18 protein-coding genes are annotated in these 22,406 nt (G+C 31.6%); 3 read left to right on the forward strand and 15 right to left on the reverse strand.

The genetic code is table 11. The annotated features are described in order from the left end of the window. Positions 1-11: 11 nt before the first annotated feature. The 11 genes from bshA to ABD690_RS11195 all read right to left on the reverse strand — a co-directional run bounded on the left by bshA (position 12) and on the right by ABD690_RS11195 (position 10,310). Complete coding sequence (gene bshA, locus ABD690_RS11145) at positions 12-1,154, reverse strand: N-acetyl-alpha-D-glucosaminyl L-malate synthase BshA (RefSeq protein WP_344730575.1); 1,143 nt, start codon at positions 1,152-1,154, stop codon at positions 12-14. Continuing rightward, the gene (locus ABD690_RS11150) at positions 1,154-4,114 is read right to left on the reverse strand and encodes a serine hydrolase domain-containing protein (protein ID WP_344730577.1); all 2,961 of its coding nucleotides are present in this window, start codon (positions 4,112-4,114) and stop codon (positions 1,154-1,156) included. Before ABD690_RS11150 ends, bshA begins: the two co-directional genes overlap by 1 nt. Positions 4,115-4,233: 119 nt before the next feature. After that, positions 4,234-4,719 carry an ABC transporter ATPase gene (locus tag ABD690_RS11155; RefSeq protein WP_344730579.1) on the reverse strand — a complete coding sequence of 162 codons (486 nt, stop codon included), beginning with the start codon at positions 4,717-4,719 and terminating at the stop codon, positions 4,234-4,236. Further along, a complete protein-coding gene (locus tag ABD690_RS11160) occupies positions 4,719-4,916 on the reverse strand; it encodes a hypothetical protein (RefSeq protein WP_344730581.1) in 198 nt (65 codons plus the stop codon). Before ABD690_RS11160 ends, ABD690_RS11155 begins: the two co-directional genes overlap by 1 nt. 70 nt (positions 4,917-4,986) lie before the next feature. Continuing rightward, entirely contained in the window at positions 4,987-5,199 is a 213-nt protein-coding gene (locus tag ABD690_RS11165; protein WP_344730583.1) for a hypothetical protein, read from the reverse strand. A 5-nt stretch (positions 5,200-5,204) separates the two neighbouring features. After that, a complete protein-coding gene (locus ABD690_RS11170; protein ID WP_344730585.1) occupies positions 5,205-5,996 on the reverse strand; it encodes a (Fe-S)-binding protein in 792 nt (263 codons plus the stop codon). A 55-nt stretch (positions 5,997-6,051) separates the two neighbouring features. Beyond that, positions 6,052-6,498, reverse strand: a complete 447-nt coding sequence (locus ABD690_RS11175; protein ID WP_344730587.1) for an LNS2 domain-containing protein — start codon at positions 6,496-6,498, stop codon at positions 6,052-6,054. Positions 6,499-6,539: 41 nt separating this feature from the next. After that, complete coding sequence (locus ABD690_RS11180; protein WP_344730589.1) at positions 6,540-6,827, reverse strand: hypothetical protein; 288 nt, start codon at positions 6,825-6,827, stop codon at positions 6,540-6,542. A gap of 49 nt (positions 6,828-6,876) precedes the next feature. Further along, positions 6,877-8,184 (reverse strand): 4Fe-4S dicluster domain-containing protein, encoded by a 1,308-nt coding sequence (locus ABD690_RS11185; RefSeq protein ID WP_344730591.1) that lies wholly within the window; start codon positions 8,182-8,184, stop codon positions 6,877-6,879. Positions 8,185-8,195: 11 nt separating this feature from the next. Next, complete coding sequence (locus ABD690_RS11190; protein WP_344730593.1) at positions 8,196-9,143, reverse strand: MlaD family protein; 948 nt, start codon at positions 9,141-9,143, stop codon at positions 8,196-8,198. 54 nt (positions 9,144-9,197) lie between these two features. Further along, positions 9,198-10,310, reverse strand: coding sequence for an N-acetylmuramoyl-L-alanine amidase family protein (locus tag ABD690_RS11195; RefSeq protein ID WP_344730595.1), 1,113 nt, complete (start codon positions 10,308-10,310; stop codon positions 9,198-9,200). 86 nt (positions 10,311-10,396) lie between these two features. On the opposite strand from ABD690_RS11195, the gene ABD690_RS11200 reads away from it, so the two are divergent. Both ABD690_RS11200 and ABD690_RS11205 read left to right on the forward strand, forming a co-directional pair. Continuing rightward, positions 10,397-13,147 carry a putative LPS assembly protein LptD gene (locus ABD690_RS11200; RefSeq protein WP_344730597.1) on the forward strand — a complete coding sequence of 917 codons (2,751 nt, stop codon included), beginning with the start codon at positions 10,397-10,399 and terminating at the stop codon, positions 13,145-13,147. A 25-nt stretch (positions 13,148-13,172) separates the two neighbouring features. Then, on the forward strand, positions 13,173-13,553 hold the full coding sequence (locus tag ABD690_RS11205) for a RidA family protein (RefSeq protein WP_344730599.1): 381 nt from the start codon (positions 13,173-13,175) through the stop codon (positions 13,551-13,553). A 10-nt stretch (positions 13,554-13,563) separates the two neighbouring features. Here ABD690_RS11205 and ABD690_RS11210 read toward each other — a convergent pair whose 3' ends face one another. Next, positions 13,564-15,891: a S9 family peptidase gene (locus ABD690_RS11210; RefSeq protein WP_344730601.1), complete on the reverse strand. Its 2,328-nt coding sequence runs from the start codon at positions 15,889-15,891 to the stop codon at positions 13,564-13,566. A gap of 232 nt (positions 15,892-16,123) precedes the next feature. Here ABD690_RS11210 and ABD690_RS11215 point away from each other — a divergent pair, with 232 nt between their 5' ends. Further along, on the forward strand, positions 16,124-17,161 hold the full coding sequence (locus ABD690_RS11215) for a GMP reductase (RefSeq protein ID WP_344730603.1): 1,038 nt from the start codon (positions 16,124-16,126) through the stop codon (positions 17,159-17,161). Here ABD690_RS11215 and ABD690_RS11220 read toward each other — a convergent pair. The 3 genes from ABD690_RS11220 to ABD690_RS11230 all read right to left on the reverse strand — a co-directional run bounded on the left by ABD690_RS11220 (position 17,158) and on the right by ABD690_RS11230 (position 22,381). Beyond that, complete coding sequence (locus ABD690_RS11220; RefSeq protein WP_344730605.1) at positions 17,158-18,651, reverse strand: leucine-rich repeat domain-containing protein; 1,494 nt, start codon at positions 18,649-18,651, stop codon at positions 17,158-17,160. The two genes, ABD690_RS11215 and ABD690_RS11220, sit on opposite strands and share 4 nt — an antisense overlap. A gap of 178 nt (positions 18,652-18,829) precedes the next feature. After that, the gene (locus ABD690_RS11225; RefSeq protein ID WP_344730607.1) at positions 18,830-21,307 is read right to left on the reverse strand and encodes a choice-of-anchor tandem repeat GloVer-containing protein; all 2,478 of its coding nucleotides are present in this window, start codon (positions 21,305-21,307) and stop codon (positions 18,830-18,832) included. Between the two features lie 213 nt (positions 21,308-21,520). Next, positions 21,521-22,381 (reverse strand): N-acetylglucosamine kinase, encoded by an 861-nt coding sequence (locus ABD690_RS11230; RefSeq protein ID WP_344730609.1) that lies wholly within the window; start codon positions 22,379-22,381, stop codon positions 21,521-21,523. Positions 22,382-22,406: the final 25 nt, after the last annotated feature.

The raw sequence follows: 22,406 nt of genomic DNA on the forward strand, positions 1-22,406 counted from the left end.
TTAACTTATAGCTATGTCTCATTTAGCATACATTCAGAAAGTGTTTGCTTATAAATAGCTTCGTATTTAGGTACGATCTCGTGTATATCAAATTTTCTTGCTTGCGCTTTAGCCTGACTTTTAAAAGCATTAAGGGTATCAACATTTGATAGTATTGAAATAGCATTTTTACTCATATCATCTATATCTCCAACAGCACTTAAGTAACCAGAAACACCATGAACATTAACCTCTGGAATTCCTCCAGAATTACTAGATATTACCGGAACTCCAGAAGACATAGCCTCTAAAGCTGCTAAACCAAAACTTTCGGTTTCTGATGGCAATACAAACAAATCAGAAAAACATAGAATACGATCAATTTCATTACTGTTTCCAAAGAAAACTACTTTATTCTCTATACCAAGTTCTTTACACAAAGCTTCAGCTCCTTCTTTTTCTGGGCCTTCTCCAACCATCATTAATTTTGCGGGTAATTCTTTTTGAATGTTATAGAAAATCTTAATAACATCTTTTATGCGTTTTACAGGTCTAAAATTACTTATATGAGTAATAATACGCTCATCATCTCCAGCCATCATAGCTCGCTGGCAATCTGTAAAACTATTTTTTTGCTTACTTAAATCAATAAAATTTGTTACTACGTGAACATCATTTTTAATATCAAATAAGCGTAATGTATCCTGTTTTAAACTTTCAGACACTGATGTTACTGCATCAGATTTATTTATACTAAATGTTACTGCAGGTTTATAAAAAGGGTGACTTCCTACTAGAGTAATATCTGTTCCGTGAAGCGTGGTTACAATAGGCACATAAATACCTTCTTCTTGCAACATTTTTTTTGCCATATAAGCAGCATAAGCGTGCGGAATTGCGTAATGTACGTGTAAAATTTCAATATTATGAAGTTTTACCATATCTACTAACTTACTAGATAATGCTAACTCATATGGTTGATAATGAAATAATGGATATTCAGGAACTGTAACTTCGTGAAAGTGCACATTACTTCCTAATAGCTCTAAACGAACTGGTTGTTTGTAAGTTATAAAATGAACATCGTGACCTCGCTTTGATAGTTCTATACCTAATTCTGTAGCTACTACGCCACTTCCTCCAAATGTTGGATAACAAACAATTCCTATTTTCATTATTCTTCTATAGCTTCGTAAATTAAACGTTGTATTTCGGTTCTGATGTTTTCTCTCAATAAAACATTTTTACCAGCATGCGGATATGTTCTATTCGCCATAAATATATATACTATTTCTGTTTCTGGATCTGCCCAAGCATAAGTTCCTGTAAACCCAGAGTGTCCAAAACTCATCATAGATACGCAACCACATGTTGGGCCAACATCACCCAATTGAGGCTTATCAAAGCCAACTCCTCTTCTATTGTCATCACCACAATAATAGCATGTATTAAAAAGGTCTAAAGTTTCAGGTTTAAAATAACGTTTGCCTCCATAAAATCCTTTTTGTAAATACATCTGCATGATTTTAGCTACGTCATTGGCATTACTAAATATTCCTGCATGACCACCAACACCACCTTGCATTGCTGCTCCCATATCATGAACATAACCATGTACTTCTTGGTACCTATAATAATCATCAATCTCTGTTGGAACAATATTTTTTCCGCTAAACAAATTATTAGGATTATACGTGGTATAATTTGCTCCTAACGATTGATAAAAATGATCTTGAACCAATTCATCAAGTGGTTTGTCGTAATGTTTCTCTATAAATTTCTTTAAAATATAATATGGTAAATCACTGTAACGATAACGTAGTCTATCTAGTAAATCTGTTTCTTTAATGATGTCTTGAATAGAATCTTTGTAGTCATTTCTCATATAAAGTTCTTTTGCTACTTTGATTGAAAAATGCTGACTTGGTTCTTTTTGATAGTATTTAGGGTCTGGTTTTTTAGTTACAGAATCTAAAGTTGCATAATAAAACGGGATCCAAGGTTTTAAACGAGCGTAATGTGATAACATTTGCTTTAACGTTACATCTGCTTTGTTTGAATCTTTATATTCAGGCAATAACTCTGATAATTTTGAGTTTAACGAAACAACACCCTGTTCCTCTAGCTCCATTACAAGCGGTAGTGTTGCAAGTATTTTTGTTAATGAAGCTACATCATAAATATCATTGAATTTTACAGGTTCAGATTTACTTTGATATGTGTGTTTTCCAAAATTTTTATTGTAAATAACCTGCCCTTTTCTTGCTACAAGTAACTGAATGCCTGGTGTCATTTGCTCGGTTACAGCATGATTAGCTACAGAATCAAGTTTTTTTAATTTTTCACTACTCATTCCTACTCTTTCAGGAATACTATAACCAAGCCTAGATAAACTAGAAAAAGTAATACCATCTCCTTCTTTAAAAAATTCACCACTACTTACAGGTAGAACGCCTTTGGCTTCAATAGCGCCAAAAATAAGTTGCGCCGATTTTTGTTGCGCTATTTTACTATTTTGATAGCTCATTATTATGCTTTCAAAGTTTTCTATTGTTTTTAAATCTGAAAGCGCATAAGGTTTTACAAATGCATCTAAAATAACGGTATTAGTTCTTGCTATTTCATAAAGCCAAACCAGCTCTTTGTCTGAAAACTTATAAGCCTTCCAAGGGCTTTCATTAGAACGATGAAACCCTACGATTACAGTATTATAAGCCTTAAGCTTATTTAATAATTCATCAAGATTATTTGCAGAAACTTCGTGTACTTTAGCATATTTTTGAAGCTCTTTAAAGAAATGTCTTCCTGAATCGTCTCCTAGTTTTACGTAAGCAATTTTTTTAGTTTCTAAATGCTGTAACGGAATGATATCAGACTTGTTTTTTAAAACTGTAATGGCATTCTCAATCAACTCTTCATACAAAGCATCGTCAATAGGTCTATTTAAATCACTAATAATATTTTTAGAGTCTATTGGTTTATAATCATTAAGTCCTACTTTATATTTGGCTTGTAAAATTTTCTTTACTGAATGTGAAAGTCGCTCTTCTGTAATAATATTATTGCTATAAGCTGAAACAAACCTTGCAATTGCTTTCTCTGGATTTTCAGACATAAGCATCACGTCATTACCTGCTAAAAATGCCATTAAATCTATTTCTCCGCCTTTAGGCATTGTATGTGTTGTATTACCGTCTACGCCTTTAGCTACATAATCTGCGGCGCCTTTCATTGTTAATGCATCAGTAAAAATAAGTCCGTTAAAACCTAGTCTTTCTTTTAGTATATCGGTAACTATGTGTTTTGATAATGATGAAGGAAATCCTGCTCTAGATTCTAAACTTGGTACATTTAAATGAGCAACCATAACACTAGACAAGCCTTCTTTTATGAGTTTTCTGTATGGATATAACTCTACAGAGTCAATACGCTTTTCATCAAAAGATACTGTTGGTAAAGTTTTATGCGAATCACTTTCAGTATCTCCATGTCCTGGAAAGTGTTTGGCATTTGCTAACACTCCAGCACTTTGCATACCTTTCATAAAAGCTAAAGCTTTTCTTGTCACATTATCTCTATCTTCTCCAAAAGAACGATTTCCTATAATAGGGTTTTTAGGATTGGTATTTATATCTACAACTGGCGCAAAGTTAAAATGAACACCCAAGCGCTTACAATGTTCTCCTATTTGATATCCTGTTTTTTCTACAAGTTTTTCATCTTTAATAGCACCAAGAGTCATATTCCAAGGAAATGCATATGTAGAATCTAAACGCATGCTTAATCCCCATTCAGCATCCATACCAACAAGTAATGGCACTTTTGACACTGCTTGTAATTCATTATTAAACCTAGCTTGTTTTAGCGGATCACCTTTAGAGAAAATAATACCTCCAATTCCGTAATTACTTACTAATTGGCTAATCATGTTCTCGTGTTTTAATCCTTTATTAGAAAAAGCCTGAACCATGAAAAGTTGGCCAATTTTTTCTTCTAGAGACATACTTATATAAACACTATCAACCCATTTTTGCTGTTTGATAGCATCTTTTGCCAATAAAGGATTTGAAACGGTTTGAGAGAAACCTGTAAATGAAGTGAAAATAAAAGTTACTAGAAAAAAAATATAGCGCATAAAAAACAAGGCTTTAACCATTAATTACTTTACATAATTAAAAACTATGCCAAAATACTATAATTAAAAGTAAGATTATGATACTTTAAGATAGTTTTATAAAGAAGATAATAACAAAATCAGCTTAAAAACCTGCTATGCCAACTGTCTTTTGCAGGCACTTCCCAGTGTTCATTAAACTCTGCTATATTGGCAACAAGATTATTAAACACAATTGTGTTTTTTGAAACTGCTTTATCTTTAGCCATTTTTCTGAAATCGGATAAAGTTTTATAAGCTACAAATTCACCTTGCTTATAAGATACATTCATTTTATCCATCAAATCTACATTATAGTCTTTCTCTAATTGTTGTATAAAATGCACAGATGCATCAATAGAACAACCTGTTGCTGATTGAGTTTCTTGATTAAGACCAATTACAATAAAACGTTTGTATTTTATTGTATATCCTGCTTGTAAATCACTTCCGTGAGCTGTCCAGTTTGCTAAAAACACACGAAGTTTGTCTTCTAGTTCTTCTAGTTCATTGTCACTAAATGAGCGATTGGCTTGATATATCCAAACGCGTGACTCTTCTGGTAATGTATTAAATTCTACTAACATTATTTCTTTTGATTCTTTTTCTTTGATAGACTTATAAGTCCTGTAAAAATTCCCATGCTTAAAAAGTAAAACAAGAACTGTTTCCAATTAAAATAACTTTCATCATTATATTGAAACAAAGCCATGACAGTTGCAAAAATCAAACCTTGAGTTACTCCAGATATTACTGCGAGTATTATTCTATTATTCGATTTCACGATACTTACTCAAATTAAAAACTAATACTATGAGTATTTTTAGAATTTTACAAAACGATAAAATAAGTGCTTAAGATTTATTTCGTCTTTTCTTTTCTTTTTTTACACGGCGATAAGCCATAAAACCGTTGAAGGCTCCAAATAAGATAAAATGCAATATGAATTTCCAAACAAGAAATGGTCTCCCCATAAAGTAGTCAAAAGCAAGCATTAATAATGCAAATATTAATCCTGAAACTAGTCCTAATTTTATGTAGGTTTTGTTTTTACTTATAAAACTCATATATATTACAAATCTTGTGTGTTAGCTATAAGTTCAGCAATGTCTAACACCTCTATAGCGTCTTCTTTTTCTTTTGCTTTTACGCCATCAGTCATCATTGTGTTGCAAAACGGGCATGCTGTTATAATGACTTTTGGATTCGTTTCTAAAGCATCTTCGGTTCTTAAAACGTTTACGTCTTTATCACCTTTTTCAGGTTCTTTAAACATTTGAGCTCCACCAGCACCACAACATAAAGATCTACGCTGATTTCGTTTCATTTCTTTAAAATTAACGCCTAAAGTGTCTATTAAATCTCTAGGAGCTTCAAAAACTTCGTTTGCACGACCTAAATAACATGGATCGTGAAATGTTACATTTTTTCCTTTAAACTCTGATTCTTTAACTTTAATTTTCCCTTCAGAAATTAATTGTTTTAGGAACTGCGTATGATGATACACCTCATAATTGCCTCCTAATCCAGGGTACTCATTTTTTAGTGTATTATAATCATGAGGATCTGTGGTGATTATTTTTTTTATTTCGTACATATTCATGACTTCAATATTAGTCATGGCTTGCATTTGAAATAGAAACTCGTTTCCTGCTCGTTTTGCTGCATCGCCAGAGTCTGACTCTTCTGTTCCTAAAACAGCAAAATCAACATTGGCTTTATTTAACAATTTTACGAATGCTTTGGTGATTTTTTTTGCCCTATCGTCAAAAGCTCCAGCAGAGCCAACCCAAAATAAATATTCTGGTTGTCTTCCTTCTGCCATCATTTCTTCCATAGTTGGCACTTTAAGTTGCTCGCTCATATATTATATTATTAAAGTCACTTGCTTTTAAGGCAAGTTTTAATTGTTTTTATTATTAGTCATGATGGCCATCATCAAACACTTCAATGGTTACTTCTTTTTCTACTAAATCTGTGAATTTTCCTTTATATCTAGTAGCTTTTACTAAATGATTATCAATCCAGTGGTAATTTCCTCCTCTTGGTTTCCCCATTAATAGGCTGTGATACTTAAAGCCGTGTTTTTTTAACCATGTTTCTGTTATTTCTCGATGTTCTTCTGTGCGTGATGTGAAGAAACAAATCATATGACCTTTGTCATACCAGTTATTACAAGTAGCTAATGCATCAGGGTAAGGCATACAAGTAGCCATACGTTCTGGCTCTTCGTTAGGAACATCGTCAGTAATAGTGCCATCAATATCAATAAGGTAATTTTTCACTCCTTTTGGCAACATTGGACTTACTTTTTCTCCAGCTTCTACTTTTTCGTGTAATAATTTGTCTGCTTCTTCTCGTTGCATCTATATGTTTTTTGCTTAATTAAAATACGTGTTTAATTATTTTAATTATCTTTTTCGTTTAGTGCTGCAAAATCTTTTTTTGAAACCCTAATGTAAGTTGCTATACGCTTAATACCATTTTGTAATCTATTATAAGCTTCATATTTTTCTAAATTAGATCTTCGTATTGCTTCTTTTGCTATGGCTTCATTTTGAGTATTTGAGCAATAATCACAAAACACCTTTTTAAGAGTAATTTCTGTTGCTATATTATTTTTGTACAAAATTTCAGTATACACTTTTATTTGCAATGAATCTTTAGCGTATCCTTGAGAATTAGCAACATTCATCAAACAAAAGTTAAACAACAGAAATATAAAAAACCGTTTCATCTTTACATTACTCGTCTTTCCAGTTTAGTCTATCCATTTGGTTGTAAGGCCAAGGCGCTCCATTATTTTCAATATTTGTCATCATATTATTTAGTTCTACTGGCGCTGCACTTTGCTCCATTACTAAATAACGTCTCATATCAACAATAATTGATAGCGGATCTATACTTACAGGACAAGCTTCTACACAGGCATTACAACTAGTACAAGCCCATAACTCTTCTCTTGTTATATAATCGTCAAGAAGTTGTTTTCCGTCGTCTTTAAAGGTACCATTATTAGCATCAATATTTTTCCCAACTTCTTCTAACCTGTCTCGTGTATCCATCATAATTTTACGAGGCGATAATTTTTTACCTGTAAGGTTTGCAGGACATTCACTAGTACAACGACCACATTCTGTACATGTATAAGCATTTAATAGCTGTACCCAATTTAAATCTTGCACATCACTTGCTCCAAATTTTGCAGGGATTTCATCTTCTGCACCTTCAGCTGGTGCGGCAAATGGGTCTGCATTTGGATCCATCATCATTTTTACTTCGTTTGTAACAGCTTCTAAATTATCAAACTGTCCTTTTGGTTTTACACGTCCATAAAATGTATTAGGGAATGCTAATAATATATGTAAATGTTTGGAGAAATATAGATAGTTTAAGAATACTAAAATTCCTAATATATGAAGCCACCAAGCGCTTCTTTCTATAACATGTAGGCTTGCTTCGGATAAACCACTAAATAAAGGAGCGATAAACTGACTAATTACATTTCCTGATTGCATATCTTGAAAATGTACATCTGTAGCATTCATAACTAAAAATAGTGTCATCAAAACCATTTCAAAGTATAAAATGATATTTCCATCATTTTTTGGCCAACTTGTCATTTCTGCCTTCCAGAATCTTTTTAGTTTAATAACGTTACGTCTAATCCAAAAAACTACAACAGAAACAAATACTAAAGCTGCTAAAACCTCAAATGCCCCGATTAAAAAACCATAAAGACTTCCCATACTGGATAATGCTCTATGTGTTCCAAACAAACCATCTATAATAATTTCTAAAACTTCAATGTTTATGATAACAAACCCTACATAAACAATTACGTGAAGAATACCTGCTACAGGGCGTTTTACCATTTTGCTTTGTCCTAAAGCTATCATGGTCATATTTTTCCAGCGTTGTTTTTTATTATCGCTAACATCAACATCTTTGCCGAGTTTAATGTTACGAACCAGTTTTTTAACGTTCATGGCAAAATAGCCTATTCCTGCAATAAGTGCTATAGCAAATAAAATATTAGGTATGTAATTCATTGATTGTTGGTTTATTGGCGTTCATTTTCTGGTTTTACGTAATCTTCTTTGTTTTTGCCCCCAAAGACAGACACGTTAATGTAGCGTTTAGGATTTAGTTTTACGTCTTGTAAAAGCTCTTTTAATTGCATAGAAGCAACTTCTAGGTTATCATATAACTTTTCGTCTTTTAATAGTTTACCTAAAGAACCTTCTCCTTGATCTAATCCTGCTAAAATACCATTTAAATTATTAAGGGTTGTATCTAAATTAGCTACTGTTTTTGATACTTCTACGTTTTTTAAATCGTTTGACAGTACAGCTAAATCTTTGCTTATTGTATTAAAGTTTGTTATAACAGCCGTTAAGCTCTCATCATTTTTAGAAATCAATTGGTTAAGAGAAAGAGACAATGTATTAAATGATGTAATGGTTCCGTTTAGCTCTTTAATAGCATGTTTTAAACCTGCTTTAGTATCGTCTTCTACAAGATCGTTAATATTGATTAATAAAGAGTCAGCTGATTTTAATGTAGAGTCTAAACCTGTACTTAAGCCTGAAAAATTACTAGTCAAACTCTTTATAAGACCTTCTTCTACTTCAGATTCTAGCACATCACCACTTTGGGCAAGTTGTTCGTCTTGCGCAGGAATAATAGCCATGCCATTACCTCCCATAAGTCCTAATTCATAAAGTCTTATTTTACTATTTTTAGAGAACTTAAGTTTATTATCAACTGTAAATGCCACGCGTGTTTTACCCGTTTCAAAGTCATATTTTATTTCTTTGATTTTCCCTACGTTATTACCTTTTATGGTTACAGGAGATGATGTTGTTAAAGCATTATAATCAAATTCTGTATAAAATGTATTTGATGCATCAAGTACGTTTTGACCTTTTAAATAATTGATTCCGAAATAAAGGAAAATAATTCCTAAAATAACTAGTATAGCGGTTTTAACTTCTTTAGATATATTCAAAGTAAATACGTTTGGTTTATAACAAAATTAGAAATAATTTTATAAAGAATGACTCTAATTTGTAGTTGTTTTTAAGGCTTCTGTTAATGATATTTTATTTCCATTTTTAAAAGCAACTATAAAACAAGAATTATAGCCTTTACTTTTAGCGCCATCTTGAAGTTGCTTTATTCTGGTGTAATCTGAAGTATTGCCATAATAATACTTATATAAAGCTCCTTCTTGATCTCTAGAAATATCATCCAATCCGTTGAAATTATATGATTTTGTAGCCAGCTTTTTTGAGCTAGCAGCGATTTGAACTTTAAAAACAATGTCTTTATAAACTTGAGCTGACTCCTCTTTTACTACTTTGCTTGACGCTATTGAAGAAATATCATCTACATTTTGGTAAATAGCATTTTTATAGTCTAAAACTGCCTTTTCTATAGAATTTGATATTTCAGTTTGTCCCTTTTTAGAGTTCAAGTATGCACCTTCGCTTTTATTTGTAACAAAGCCTGTTTCTATTAAAACACTTGGCATAATAGTTTGATGTAATACTATAAATCCAGCTTGCTTAACACCTCTGTTTTTGCGCTTTAGCTTTTGAGTGAAATTGTTTTGAACAAAACTTGCTAGTAATATACTCTGATCTAAATATTCTTCTTGCATCAAAGTTAAACCAATAAAAGAATCTGGAGAGTTAGGATCAAAACCTTGGTAATTTTGTTCATAATCATCTTCTAGATAAATTACTTCGTTTTCAGATTTTGCTACATTAAAATTTGTTTCGTTTCTATGAATTCCTAATACATAGGTTTCAGAACCATATGCCTGAGATGTATGTGCATTACAATGCACAGAAACAAACAAATCAGCTTTAGCTTCATTAGCTATTTTACCTCTTTTAAATAAATCAACAAACACATCTGTTTTTCTAGTATATACAACCTTAATATCTGGATTTTTTTCTAATGCTTTACCTACTTGTAAAACAATATTTAAAGCAATATCTTTCTCTTTATAACCATATTTAGAATGCTTTCCTGGATCTTTACCGCCATGACCTGCATCTAAAACAACGATAAACTTATCAGAGTTTTTTTGAGCAAACAACTGATTTACAGAAGATACTGTTAATAAAAATATAAAGGATACGAAAAATATTATTGGGTTCGTTTTCATAGATATAATAACAACTTTTGATTCGATTTATTTTAATTTTCAAATTTTCTTGAATATTAAATTAATCACAAAAAATATATGTAATTTTGGCAATTCAAAAACCGAGCCATACTTTTACAAAAATACATTTAAAAGCGTTGCGAACAAACATCTTTCACATACTTTTCACCTTAAGTTTTACAGTGTTTATCAACACTTTTAGCTTCGCTCAAGATCTCCCTAAACCGAGTACTGAAGTGAAGCCTACAAAAACTGAAGACACTTTAGATATAAACTTGAAAGACTTTGAAAAGCCTGTTATTTCTGAAAAAGGACAAGATTCTACACTACAAGATTCTGTAAAACCCAAAAAAGAACTTTTAGAAGGTATTGTTTCTTATAAAGCAAAAGACTACACTTCTTTTAACAGGAAAGAGCAAAAACTATACTTATACAACAACGCCGAAGTCTACTATCAAGATATGGAACTTAAAGCCGGTATTATTGTTATAGATTACAATAAAAATGAGGTTTACGCAGGTCGTATCAAAGATTCTTTAGGTGAATATTCACAACATCCTACTTTTAAACAAGGAGATAATCTTGTGGAACCAGATTCTATCAGATTTAATTTTGATACAGAAAGAGCCTTAATATTTAATTCAAAATCGCAACAAGGCGATATAAATATATATGCGCCAATAACAAAGAAAGAAAATGATTCGGTTATTTTCTTATATAAAGGACGCTTTACTACTTCTAAAAACATTGAAAACCCGGAGTATTATTTTCAAGCAAATAAAATTAAGCTAGTACCAAAAAAGAAAATTGTTGTTGGAGCTACCAACATGGTTATTGCTGATGTACCAACACCTATTGGACTACCTTTTGGGTTTTTCCCATTAACAGATAAACAAACATCTGGGGTAATAATCCCTAGTTTTGGAGAAGAAAATAGTAGAGGGTATTTTTTACAAAATGGTGGTTATTATTTTGCTATTAATGACTATGTAAACCTTGCTGTATTAGGAGATTATTATACCAATGGCAGCTACGGATTACGATTTGAAAGTAATTATGCCAATAGATATAGATATAATGGTAATGTTGGTTTTAGATACGAAAATATAATTCGTAACGAGCGTGGTTTTCCAAACTATTCTAAAAGTACCATATATAATATAAGATGGTCACATAGTCAAGATGCAAAAGCAAACCCAAATTCAAGATTTTCAGCCTCTGTAAACCTAGGTAGTAGCAACTATTACCAAGCATCTATAAACCAAGTAAACGCACCAAGTTTTTTAAATAACTCGCTATCATCTTCGGTTTCTTATTCCAGAACATTTCAAGGTGAGCCTCAAGTAAACTTAAGTGTTGCTGCAACACATTCACAAAACACAAATACTGAAGATATAAACATGACCTTACCAACAATACAGGCAAGTGTCTCAAGAATATTCCCTTTTGAACCAAAATCTGGTATAAAAAAAGGAATTATTCAAAATATAAACTTTCAATACAATATTAGAGCTGAAAACAGAATTCTTACAACAGATTCTTTATTCTTTAAAAAAGAAATGTGGGATGATGCTGAAAATGGTATAAAGCACAGTATTCCGCTATCTACAAACTTTAAAATACTAAAATACTTAAGCCTAACAGCTGGCACTAGTTATGATGAAGTTTGGACTTTTGAAACCGTAAATAAATATTATGACCCTGAACTTGAAGATATTGTCACCGAACCAGTAAGAGGTTTTGACTCTTATCGTACTTATAATTTTAGTTCAAGTTTAGGAACAACATTATACGGAATGTTTAATTTTGAAAAAGAAGGTCAAGACAAAAAAATAAAAGCAATTAGACATGTTATGCGACCATCTGTAAGTTATTCTTTAAATCCTGCTTTTGACAATTTTTACGAAACATATGAATATATAGATGCTGATGGCCAAACAACTTATGATGAATACACGCGTTTTGAAGGCGGACTTTACGGCGCACCATCAAAAAACTTTTCTAGCTCATTAGGTTTTTCTGTATCAAATAATATTGAAGCTAAAGTTAGAGATAGAGACTCTACAGCAACCGAGGCTAAAAAGATTAAAATTTTAGATAACTTAAACTTTTCTACAAGTTATGATTTAGCCAAGGATACCCTTAAATGGAGTCCTGTTAGAATTTCTGGAAGCACACAGCTTCTAAAAAACCAAATGACAATAAACTTTGGAGCCACTTTAAATCCTTATGCATTAGATAACAACAATAGATTAATAAACACTTGGAACATAGATAACGGTGGAAGTCTTTTTAGACTAACAAATGCAAACATTAATTTGAGTTATGCGTTATCTAGTGATACTTTTGATAAAAGTAAAAGCGATAGAAGCACCCAAGAAAACTTAAGAAGTGGTGGTCGTGCAGATGATTTATTTGGTCGTGCACAAGATTTTGCTGATCAAACATATTATGACGATGACGAAGAAAGTGAAGATGCTAAACCGAGCGAATTATACAACTACAAAATACCTTGGAGCATTCGTTTTGCATATGCTGTAAACTACATAAATACAGCAAGACAAGATGAGATATCATCACATTCATTAATGTTTTCTGGTGATATTGAATTATCTCCAAGATGGTCTGTTGGAGCATCATCAGGATATGATTTTAAAAGCAACGGATTTACTTATACGCAATTACGTTTTGAACGTGACTTATTAAGCTGGCGAATGAATTTTAGCTGGGTACCTTTTAGCTCAAGAAGCTCTTGGTATTTCTTTATAGGTATAAAATCTAGTGTCTTAAAAGACATTAAATACGATAAACGCAGAAGACCAGATCAACAACTATAAAACATCTTTATAAAATCTTTATAGAATGAAAACTATCATTAACACGCCTGAAGCTCCTGCTCCAATCGGGCCTTATAACCAAGCCGTTTTAGTAAACAACACACTTTATACCTCTGGGCAAATTGCTTTGCATCCTGAAACCGGCGAACTTGTTTTAGATGATATAAAAGCAGAAACAAAACAAGTTATGGAAAACATGAAAGCTGTTTTGAAAGCTGCTGACATGACTTTTGAGAACGTCATAAAGACATCCATTTTCATAAGTGATATGAATAACTTTTCTCTTATAAATGAGGTGTATGGTTCTTACTTTAATGAAGAAACGGCTCCTGCAAGAGAAACCGTTGAAGTTGCAAATTTACCAAAATTTGTTAATGTTGAAATAAGTATGATTGCTGTGAAATAAGCCCAATCTACTACTCTATTCCTAACAAGCTTTTCTGAAATAATTTAAATATACGCAAGTATTCATCTGTCCAGCTGCTAGGCTCTACAAAACCATGGCGCTCCACTGGATAAATTGCCATTTCCCAGTTTTCTTTTCCTAATTCTATCAAACGTTGAGATAGTCTTACCATATCTTGAAAGTGTACGTTATCATCAATCATACCGTGTAAAATAAGTAAATCACCTTTTAAGCCGTCAGCAAAGTAAATTGGAGAGCTTCTTTTATATGCAATACTATCAGTTACCGGTGTATTAAGAATTCTTGCAGTATACCCATGATTATATGCTGCCCAATCACCTACTGATCTGATTGCTGCTCCAGCCTTAAAAGTATCTGCTGCATTAAACATTCCCATTAGTGTAATAAAGCCACCATAAGAACCGCCATAAATACCTACTTTATTTTTATCTATTCCTAAATTAGAAATTAAATACTCGGCGCCATCAACTTGATCAGACAAATCCTTTCCCCCCATATGACGATATATACCTGTTCGCCAATCACGGCCATAACCAGCGCTAGCTCTATAATCTATATCTAAAACAGTATAACCATTATCAACTAAAAGATTATGAAACATGTATTCACGATAATAAGAACTCCACCACTTGTGCGCATTTTGTAGGTAACCTGCTCCATGAACAAATATAACTGCTGCGTTATTTTTTACTGAAGATTTTGGTTGATATAGACGTGCATGTACTTGAGCTCCATCATCAGCTTTAAAAGTGATAACTTCAGGAGCTCTCCATGCATAAGTATTAAAAGCTTTTGTGGTTGAATGTGTAACTTGCTTTAGTGTTGTTTCAGCTTTAGCAAACACCGGATTTTGTTTCACATAGAGTTCTGTTGGCTTATTTGAAAAAGAATATAATATTGCCATTTGTTTTTCGTCTGGAGATAACACAACATCATTACGTCCTACATTTTCTGTCAACTGCTTAAGTTTTCCTCCTTTAATAGGCATGGTATAAAATTGCCTATCACCTGGATGGTTCTTATTTGCAGTAAAATACCACCTTGTTTTATCGTTTGATATTTTTGGATTATATATTTCAAATTTCCCAGATGTAAGCGCTTTAGTTTTCATAGTTCTTACATTTGTAGTATATAAATGAGCATATCCAGATTTTTCAGACATAAACCAGATATTTTCATTATCAGGCATCCAACCAAGTGATAAATTACTAAACCAACCTATACCTGGACCTGCAATCCAAGCTTCATCATGTTGATGATCAATATTTTTTATTGTTCCATTATCTAGATTTAATAACGCAATCCACCTGTCCTTGTAGTCATTTGAAGTAATATTAATTATGGCTTTACTTCCGGCAGTATTCCAATAAGGTTTTGAAATATATTCTATCCTATTTTCATTAACATAGGTTTTATTTGGATAATCTTTAGTGTATTCTGGAATGTAATCCAGTCCTTCAAGATTATCTAATACCACAGGATATGTTTTTCTATTTTTTATATCATAAATATGCATTTCATAAATACTTTGCTCGTCACCTACTTTAGAACGTGTATTTTCGTCTTCAGTATAACCTGACTCGGTTACATAATGAGGCATAATGGTTCTCTTATTCTTGGCATATTTAACAGTAAGATAGGTCACATAATTTCCATCAGGACTCATTTGTTGATTTCTAATAGCGCGTCCTTTTGTGTCAATTTCTAATGGTTTTTTAACTTCATATCGTTTTAATAAACTATCTCGCATATCTGCTTTTGCTTTTCGCTCTTGAAGCACTGTAAACATTGCTAGTTGATCTTTTTTTAACCATGCATCTTTTTCTGTGTCTTTTGCTTCTCCTTTTACTTTTTTAAAATTTGTTACCTGCTTTGTCTCTCCGGTCTTTAATGTCCAAGTAAACAAATTACCATTTTTTACATATGCAATTTGAGTGTCATTTAAAGTGAAATGCGGATTTGATTCTCTTTCTAGTGTTTGAGTGATTCTTGTCGTTGAATTGGTTTTAACATCTGTAATATATATGTCACCGTATTTTGAATAAACTTTTTTTGTTCTGGATGCATTAAAAATCGCATAACTAGCTGGCAAATTATATTCTGTTTCAAAATCAACTTTTGATACTTTATCAGTCTTAAGATTGTATACATATAATGAATCGCTAAAAGCATTATCAGGATTCCAATCAAAATAGACATTATTATTATCATCATACCATTTAGGATTAGAAGGTAAATGACCTATAAAATCATTGCCCTTCATAATGGTCTCTATTTGCAATGTTGATGTGTTTGTATTTTGTGAAACTGTTGCCATAGTAAATAACAACACCAGGATTAAAAAAAAGTAATTTTTCATCTTAAATGTATAATCAGATTTATGAGTTAACGAAGTTAACTTTAATTTCTATAGAATTCAAACAAGAATTATTTTTAAGGACAATCACCTATAAACAATTGTTAATAAAAGAGTACGTTGTTTAGAACTTTACTTTCATCTATTATAATATATCTTGTATTTTTGATGGTAACCAAATTTCTTTCAGAATATGCGCATTGAACAAGACATTAAATTAGGGTTTAAAGATGTAATGATAAGACCTAAACGTTCTACATTAAAAAGTAGGTCTCAAGTAAATCTTGAGCGCTCCTTTACTTTTTTGAATAGTACAGCGACTTGGACTGGAGTACCTATAATGGCAGCTAATATGGATACTGTTGGAACTTTTGAAATGGCATTGGCGCTTTCTAAACAGAAATTATTTACAGCAATTCATAAACATTATAACGTATATGAATGGGAAGAATTTATGGAGAACGCCCCTAAAGACATTACTGATTTTATAGCAATAAGTACAGGAACCGGAACAGATGACGCACATAAACTTGAAACATTATTTTCTTTATTTCCGCAACTTAAGTTTATTTGTATTGATGTAGCCAATGGTTACTCTGAACATTTTGTGAGTTTTGTAAAGCAAACGCGAAAGCAATATCCTGACAAAGTTATCATTGCTGGAAATGTAGTAACAGGTGAAATGGTTGAGGAATTGTTATTAGCTGGTGCCGATATTATTAAAGTAGGTATTGGCCCTGGAAGTGTGTGTACTACCAGAGTAAAAACAGGTGTTGGCTACCCACAACTATCTGCTATCATAGAATGTGCTGATGCCGCTCATGGGCTTGGAGGACAAATTATAAGTGATGGTGGTTGTACAACGCCTGGTGATATTGCCAAAGCCTTTGGTGCTGGTGCAGATTTTGTTATGCTTGGTGGTATGCTATCTGGTCATGCTGAAAGTGGCGGCGAACTTATTACAAAAAACGGAAAACAATACAAGCAATTTTATGGTATGAGCTCTTCTACGGCTATGGAAAAACATGTTGGTGGTGTAGCTGAATATAGAGCAAGTGAAGGTAAAACTGTTGAAGTTCCATATAAAGGAGCTGTTGCAAATACACTACAAGACATACTTGGCGGTATAAGAAGCACTTGTACTTATGTAGGTGCTGAACGCTTAAAAGAGCTTACAAAACGTACAACTTTTATTCGAGTTGCTGAACAAGAAAATCAGGTTTATAGCTAATTTTTCTGGGCTACTTTAGGAAGTTCAATTAAACTATCATAATCTATTTGAGAAACTTTTTCTCCTGTTTTCCAATCAATTAGACCCCATTTGTTATTCTTCTTGGCTGCAAGGTAGTTTTTGTTATCAACATTTACTTTTCGTAAATCATCATAAATACAAGGTATTGTTTCTTTTGCAGCCTCAAAATAGCTCCATGTAGACAAGTAAACACCTACTTTATTATTTTTATATACTTTGGTATAATCAGCATTCCAACCAAAAAAATCTATTTTATCGTAGTTGTATGGTATTAACTCTTTAAACGTTCCATCTCCTAAATCTTGAAACATTCCCCACTTTTTAGAAGCTGTATTTCTAGCTAAAAAAACACCATCACCATTTGTATTATCAATAACAATGGTATCGGCTTTTAAGCCCATAATTCTATTATAATTTTCATCATCAGTATTTATGCTACAAGTTTGTAAACCTTGTAGGTATGCATATGTACTTTCTGGTATAATGTTGCTTGTATTCCAACTACTTATTTGTAAATGAAGTGTACTTAAGTTTTTTAAAAACTTTACTTGCTCTGGAAACTTATCTATTGGTGCATAGATTTTTAAAGTTTCTAATTTTGAAAGTTTTGAAAAATCAACTTTTTCAATGTCTTGAACAAAACCTTCACAATCAGTAATACTTAAATGTTTTAATTTATTATCACCATTGAGTGTATTTATAAATTGCATTCCTTTTTCTTTAGACAAGCCACTCTCTAACGAAAGTGATTCTAAATTTTTAAGCTTTGATAAATTCAAATATTGATTATTAAAATCACTATCAAGCAACTCTAAATACTTGATTGTTTTAAGCTTTGAAATGCGTTTTAACGAAGCTTTGTTTATAATACTGTTATGTATTTTTAATACCTGAAGACTCCTAAAACCATTAAACAGTTTTGCATTGACTGAATAAGAGAAACTTTCTTGATTGGTTAATTTTAATTTTTTTAGGTTTATCAGATTTCTAAAAAACTCATAATCGGATTTTAATAGGTTTTGGTACAGTTTAAGTTCTAAACTATTTATAGTGTTAACGTTAAATAGCTGTTTGGGAATATATCCGTATTTTCCTCGATATTCTAATTCTAAAGTATCAGCCTTAATTTTTTTAGTGCATTTAGGAAAAAATGAAGCTATATTTTCTGGAACATGATTATAAAAAACAGAACTATAACTTATGGCTTCAAGTTGTAAGCCACATAGATTATTAAGATTGGCATTGTGTGTGTCTTCATCAAAAAACTCTAGTGATAACTTTAACCGTTTTAGATTTTTATACTGTTTAAAATTGATTTTAGAAATATCCTGAATAGTTCCAGATATATGAAGATTTTCTATTTGGTCGGGTGCTTCATTTAAATCATAATAATGATCATATTCACTGTCTTTTTGTGAAAAAGCAAATGAAAAAAACATTAAAAATGATATCATCACATAGTACCTCATAAAGCTTTTTATATTTAAGCTTAAAATTAATTATCTGAACTAGCATCATAAATACCTAATAATGGGTATTTATATATCATTATAAAAATACGGTATTTGTAACTGTATAGAAATACTCAATATGAGTATATTACAATAAAAAAGCACTCTATATAGAGTGCTTTCCTTATTAATAAATCTAGTTTTTAATAACTTTAAATGTTTGTTTTGATTTTGTGGAGGCATTAATAATCTCTATCATAAAAATACCTTTATTAAGGTGCTGTACATTAATACTATTATGACTCTTTGATAAGTTACCAGAGCCTAAAAACTGACCTGTAATATTATATAAGTTGTATGTTGAACTTGCATCAAGACCTTTTATAAAGAGCTTCTCTTTTACAGGGTTTGGATATATTGCTAATCTGTTATTTATATTAGTATCATTTACTGATAAAAGCTCTGGTAACGTTACTAGTGTTAAACCGCCATTTGGTGTGTAGCCATTTTCATTTAATGATGTTGTAAACTCATGTTTAACAGCACTTGTATTTGTATTAGTATCATATTCATAAATATAACCTCCGAATCCACCGTTATAATTTCTTGAACCTGTTAAGTATAACTTTCCATTTAAGACTATAGGGCTTAAATAAAGTGATAATCTATCATAAGATTGACTAAATACAGATGTAATTGTATTGGTGTTATAATCATATTCAAAAAGTTTAGCTCCAGAATAACTCGTGTTACCCCACAAACTTGAACTGTAACGAGAGTTAGTTCCATAAATTTTACCTGAAACCTCTACAAGATTACCTTGAGGTTTTCTAAAAGTAGAAGCAACATCTAATAATTTAGTATAACTAGAATTGGTAATATCATATTCAAAAATGACACCATAACCTCTTGTTCCACCTGAATACGTTGTGCCATAAATTTTACCATTACTTGCTTGTAACAAAGTACCTTGAGGATTTGAACCTTTATTAATGCCATCAAAATCAAGTAATTTAGTATAAGTATCTGTTGAAATTTCAAATTCAAATAAAACGCCATAACCATTTGTTCCTCCTGAATATGTTGTACCATATAATTTACCATTACTTGCTTGTAATAAGTTAGCAGATGGATAGGCACCTGTATTTGCTTGATCAAAATCTATTTTTTTTGTATAGACATTAGTGCTTGGGTTATATTCAAATAAAGTTCCATAACCATTTGTCCCTCCATTGTTAGCTACGCCATATAATAAATCGTTGTCTGCTAATATAAAACCACTTTTTGTGCTTTGCTGTCCTGTATTTATATTTTCTAAATCTACTTTTTTTGTATATACATTCGTTACAGGATCAATTTCAAAAATAACTCCATCATTGAAGGCACCTCCACTACTTGTTAAACCATATAAATAACCATTAGAAGCTTGAACTAAGTCCGAACTAGGTGTTGCGCCGTCGTTATTATTAAATTCTATTTTCTCTAAAAAGTTATTCGTATTGTAATCAAACTCAAACAATACTCCTGAATAATTAGAACTCGGTAAAGTTCCATACAACTTCCCATTAGTTGCTTCTAGCAATTTTATTATTCCAGGGTGTTTTCCATTAAAGAACTCAAATTTAACTGCATAGGAACTTAATGCTATGTCATATTCAAACAAAACACCAAAGTTATTACTACCTCCATACCTTGTCATTCCATAAAGTTTATTATTTGAAGCTAATAATAAATTTGTATATGGGCTTGAACCTGTTGTAGCACTATCAAAATCTACTAATTTTGTATAGGCATCAGTATTTATGTCAAATTCAAACATAACACCTTCACTATTAATTCCACCACTTCTTGTCAATCCATATAATTTATTTGAGTTATGGCTTAAACTACCGTAAGGATTTGCTCCATTATTAACCCCATCAAAATCTAGTTTTTTAGTATAAGTATCTAACTGTAGATCATATTCAAATAAAACACCCAAGCCATTAATTCCTCCTGAACTAGTCATTCCATATAGCTTACTATTATGATAAAGCAACCCTGAATAAGGGTTTGCCCCATTAGTCCCATTAAATTCATACTTCGTAACTAAAGTATTTGCCTGAATATCATACTCATAAATAACACCAACATTACTGGATCCTCCAAATCTTGACATACCATATAATTTTCCTGATGAATCTTCCACTAGTGAGCCGTTATAACGAGAGTTACTTATGCTAACTTTTTCGGTAAAGGTGTTTGTATTTATATCAAACTCAAATATGACACCAAAGTTATTATCACCTCCTGAAGTTGTTACCCCATAAAGTTTACCATTAGATGCTAGAGTTAAGTCTCCTTCAGTAGAGGTACCAATATCATGTAATACTGTATAAGCTTGCGTAACAATATCGTAAGAATAAATTATACTTGCATTGTTTAAATTATTTCTAGCGACTCCATATAATTTATCATTGTTTGCTCTTACCAAACTGCTTAAAGGTGATGTTTCATAAATATTTTTATCAAATGTATGTTCTAAACTAAAATTATTTGCAGTTTCATCTAATTTATAAACGGTACCTAAATAATCAGCACCTCCATTGGAAGTCATTCCCCAAAGCTCAGTTACCTGACTATACGTACTATTTACAGTAAATAGTGTTAGAATAAAAAGTAGTGTTTTTCTCATAATTAAAGATTGATTGATTAAGGCTCATCTAGATTTTTAATAAATATTTTCCTACAAAATTAACACTAGTCCTTTTTTTGTAAAATACTCAAATTGAGTATTTTTATATAAAAAATACTCAATTTGAGCTACTGGGAGTTATTTAATTGATATAAAAAAAGCACTCATTTTGAGTGCTTTTTTTATAAGTATATTGTTTTTTACTTTAAATTACTAAAGCTTTAGTGTATGATATTTTACAAGTCCTTCAATAGGTCTTCTTACAATATTCCCAACTTTAAATCCAAATTCTTCTGCTACTTCATGTATTTCACTTTCAGAAAAGAAAGCTATAGATCCTGCAAAATGAACTGGATAGGTTTTAATTTCTTCTTTAAATTGCATAACCATATTGGTTATAAAAACTCGCAATCCCTTTTTTATTAGGTTTTTAGCGTATTCAGAATCTTTATTTAAAATCATAAATTCTGCAAACGTAGCTAAATAAGCATTAGGGTTAGGTTGTTTGTATAGGTTATATTTTATGTAATCTGCTTCTAAATTGTATTTTCCGGCAAAAGAAACTTTTAGCACTTCTGGCATTTGATTAAAGTAATAATCGCGGATGAGTTGTTTACCGTAATAATTACCAGAGGCATCATCCATAATGGTATAACCTAAAGAGTCTACACGTTGATGCAATTGCTCTCCATCAAAATAACTACAGTTAGACCCTGTTCCTAAAATACAGACAACTGCGGCTTCGTTATCAGAATTAATGGTTGCTCTTACAGCCGCCAATGTATCTTCATTAACCTCAACAACTGCATTGACAAATACAGATTCTAAAACTCCCTTTAATAATAATCTTGGTTTTTCAGTACCACAACCAGCACCATAGAAAAAAACATGAGTTACCTCATCTCTATGAGGTTTCAATTCTTTTATCCCTTTAATGATTTTATTCAGTTTTTTTGTTTTTAAAATCGCAGGGTTTAATCCTTTTGATCTTATTTTTTCTAAAAGTTGCCTTCCATTATTATCAACAGAAATCCAATCACATTTTGTTGAGCCGCTATCTACAATTAATATCATATCTAATTTTATAAAAAAAACCGTA

The organism is Corallibacter vietnamensis (assembly GCF_039537875.1).
Classification (GTDB): Bacteria; Bacteroidota; Bacteroidia; order Flavobacteriales; family Flavobacteriaceae; genus Corallibacter; species Corallibacter vietnamensis.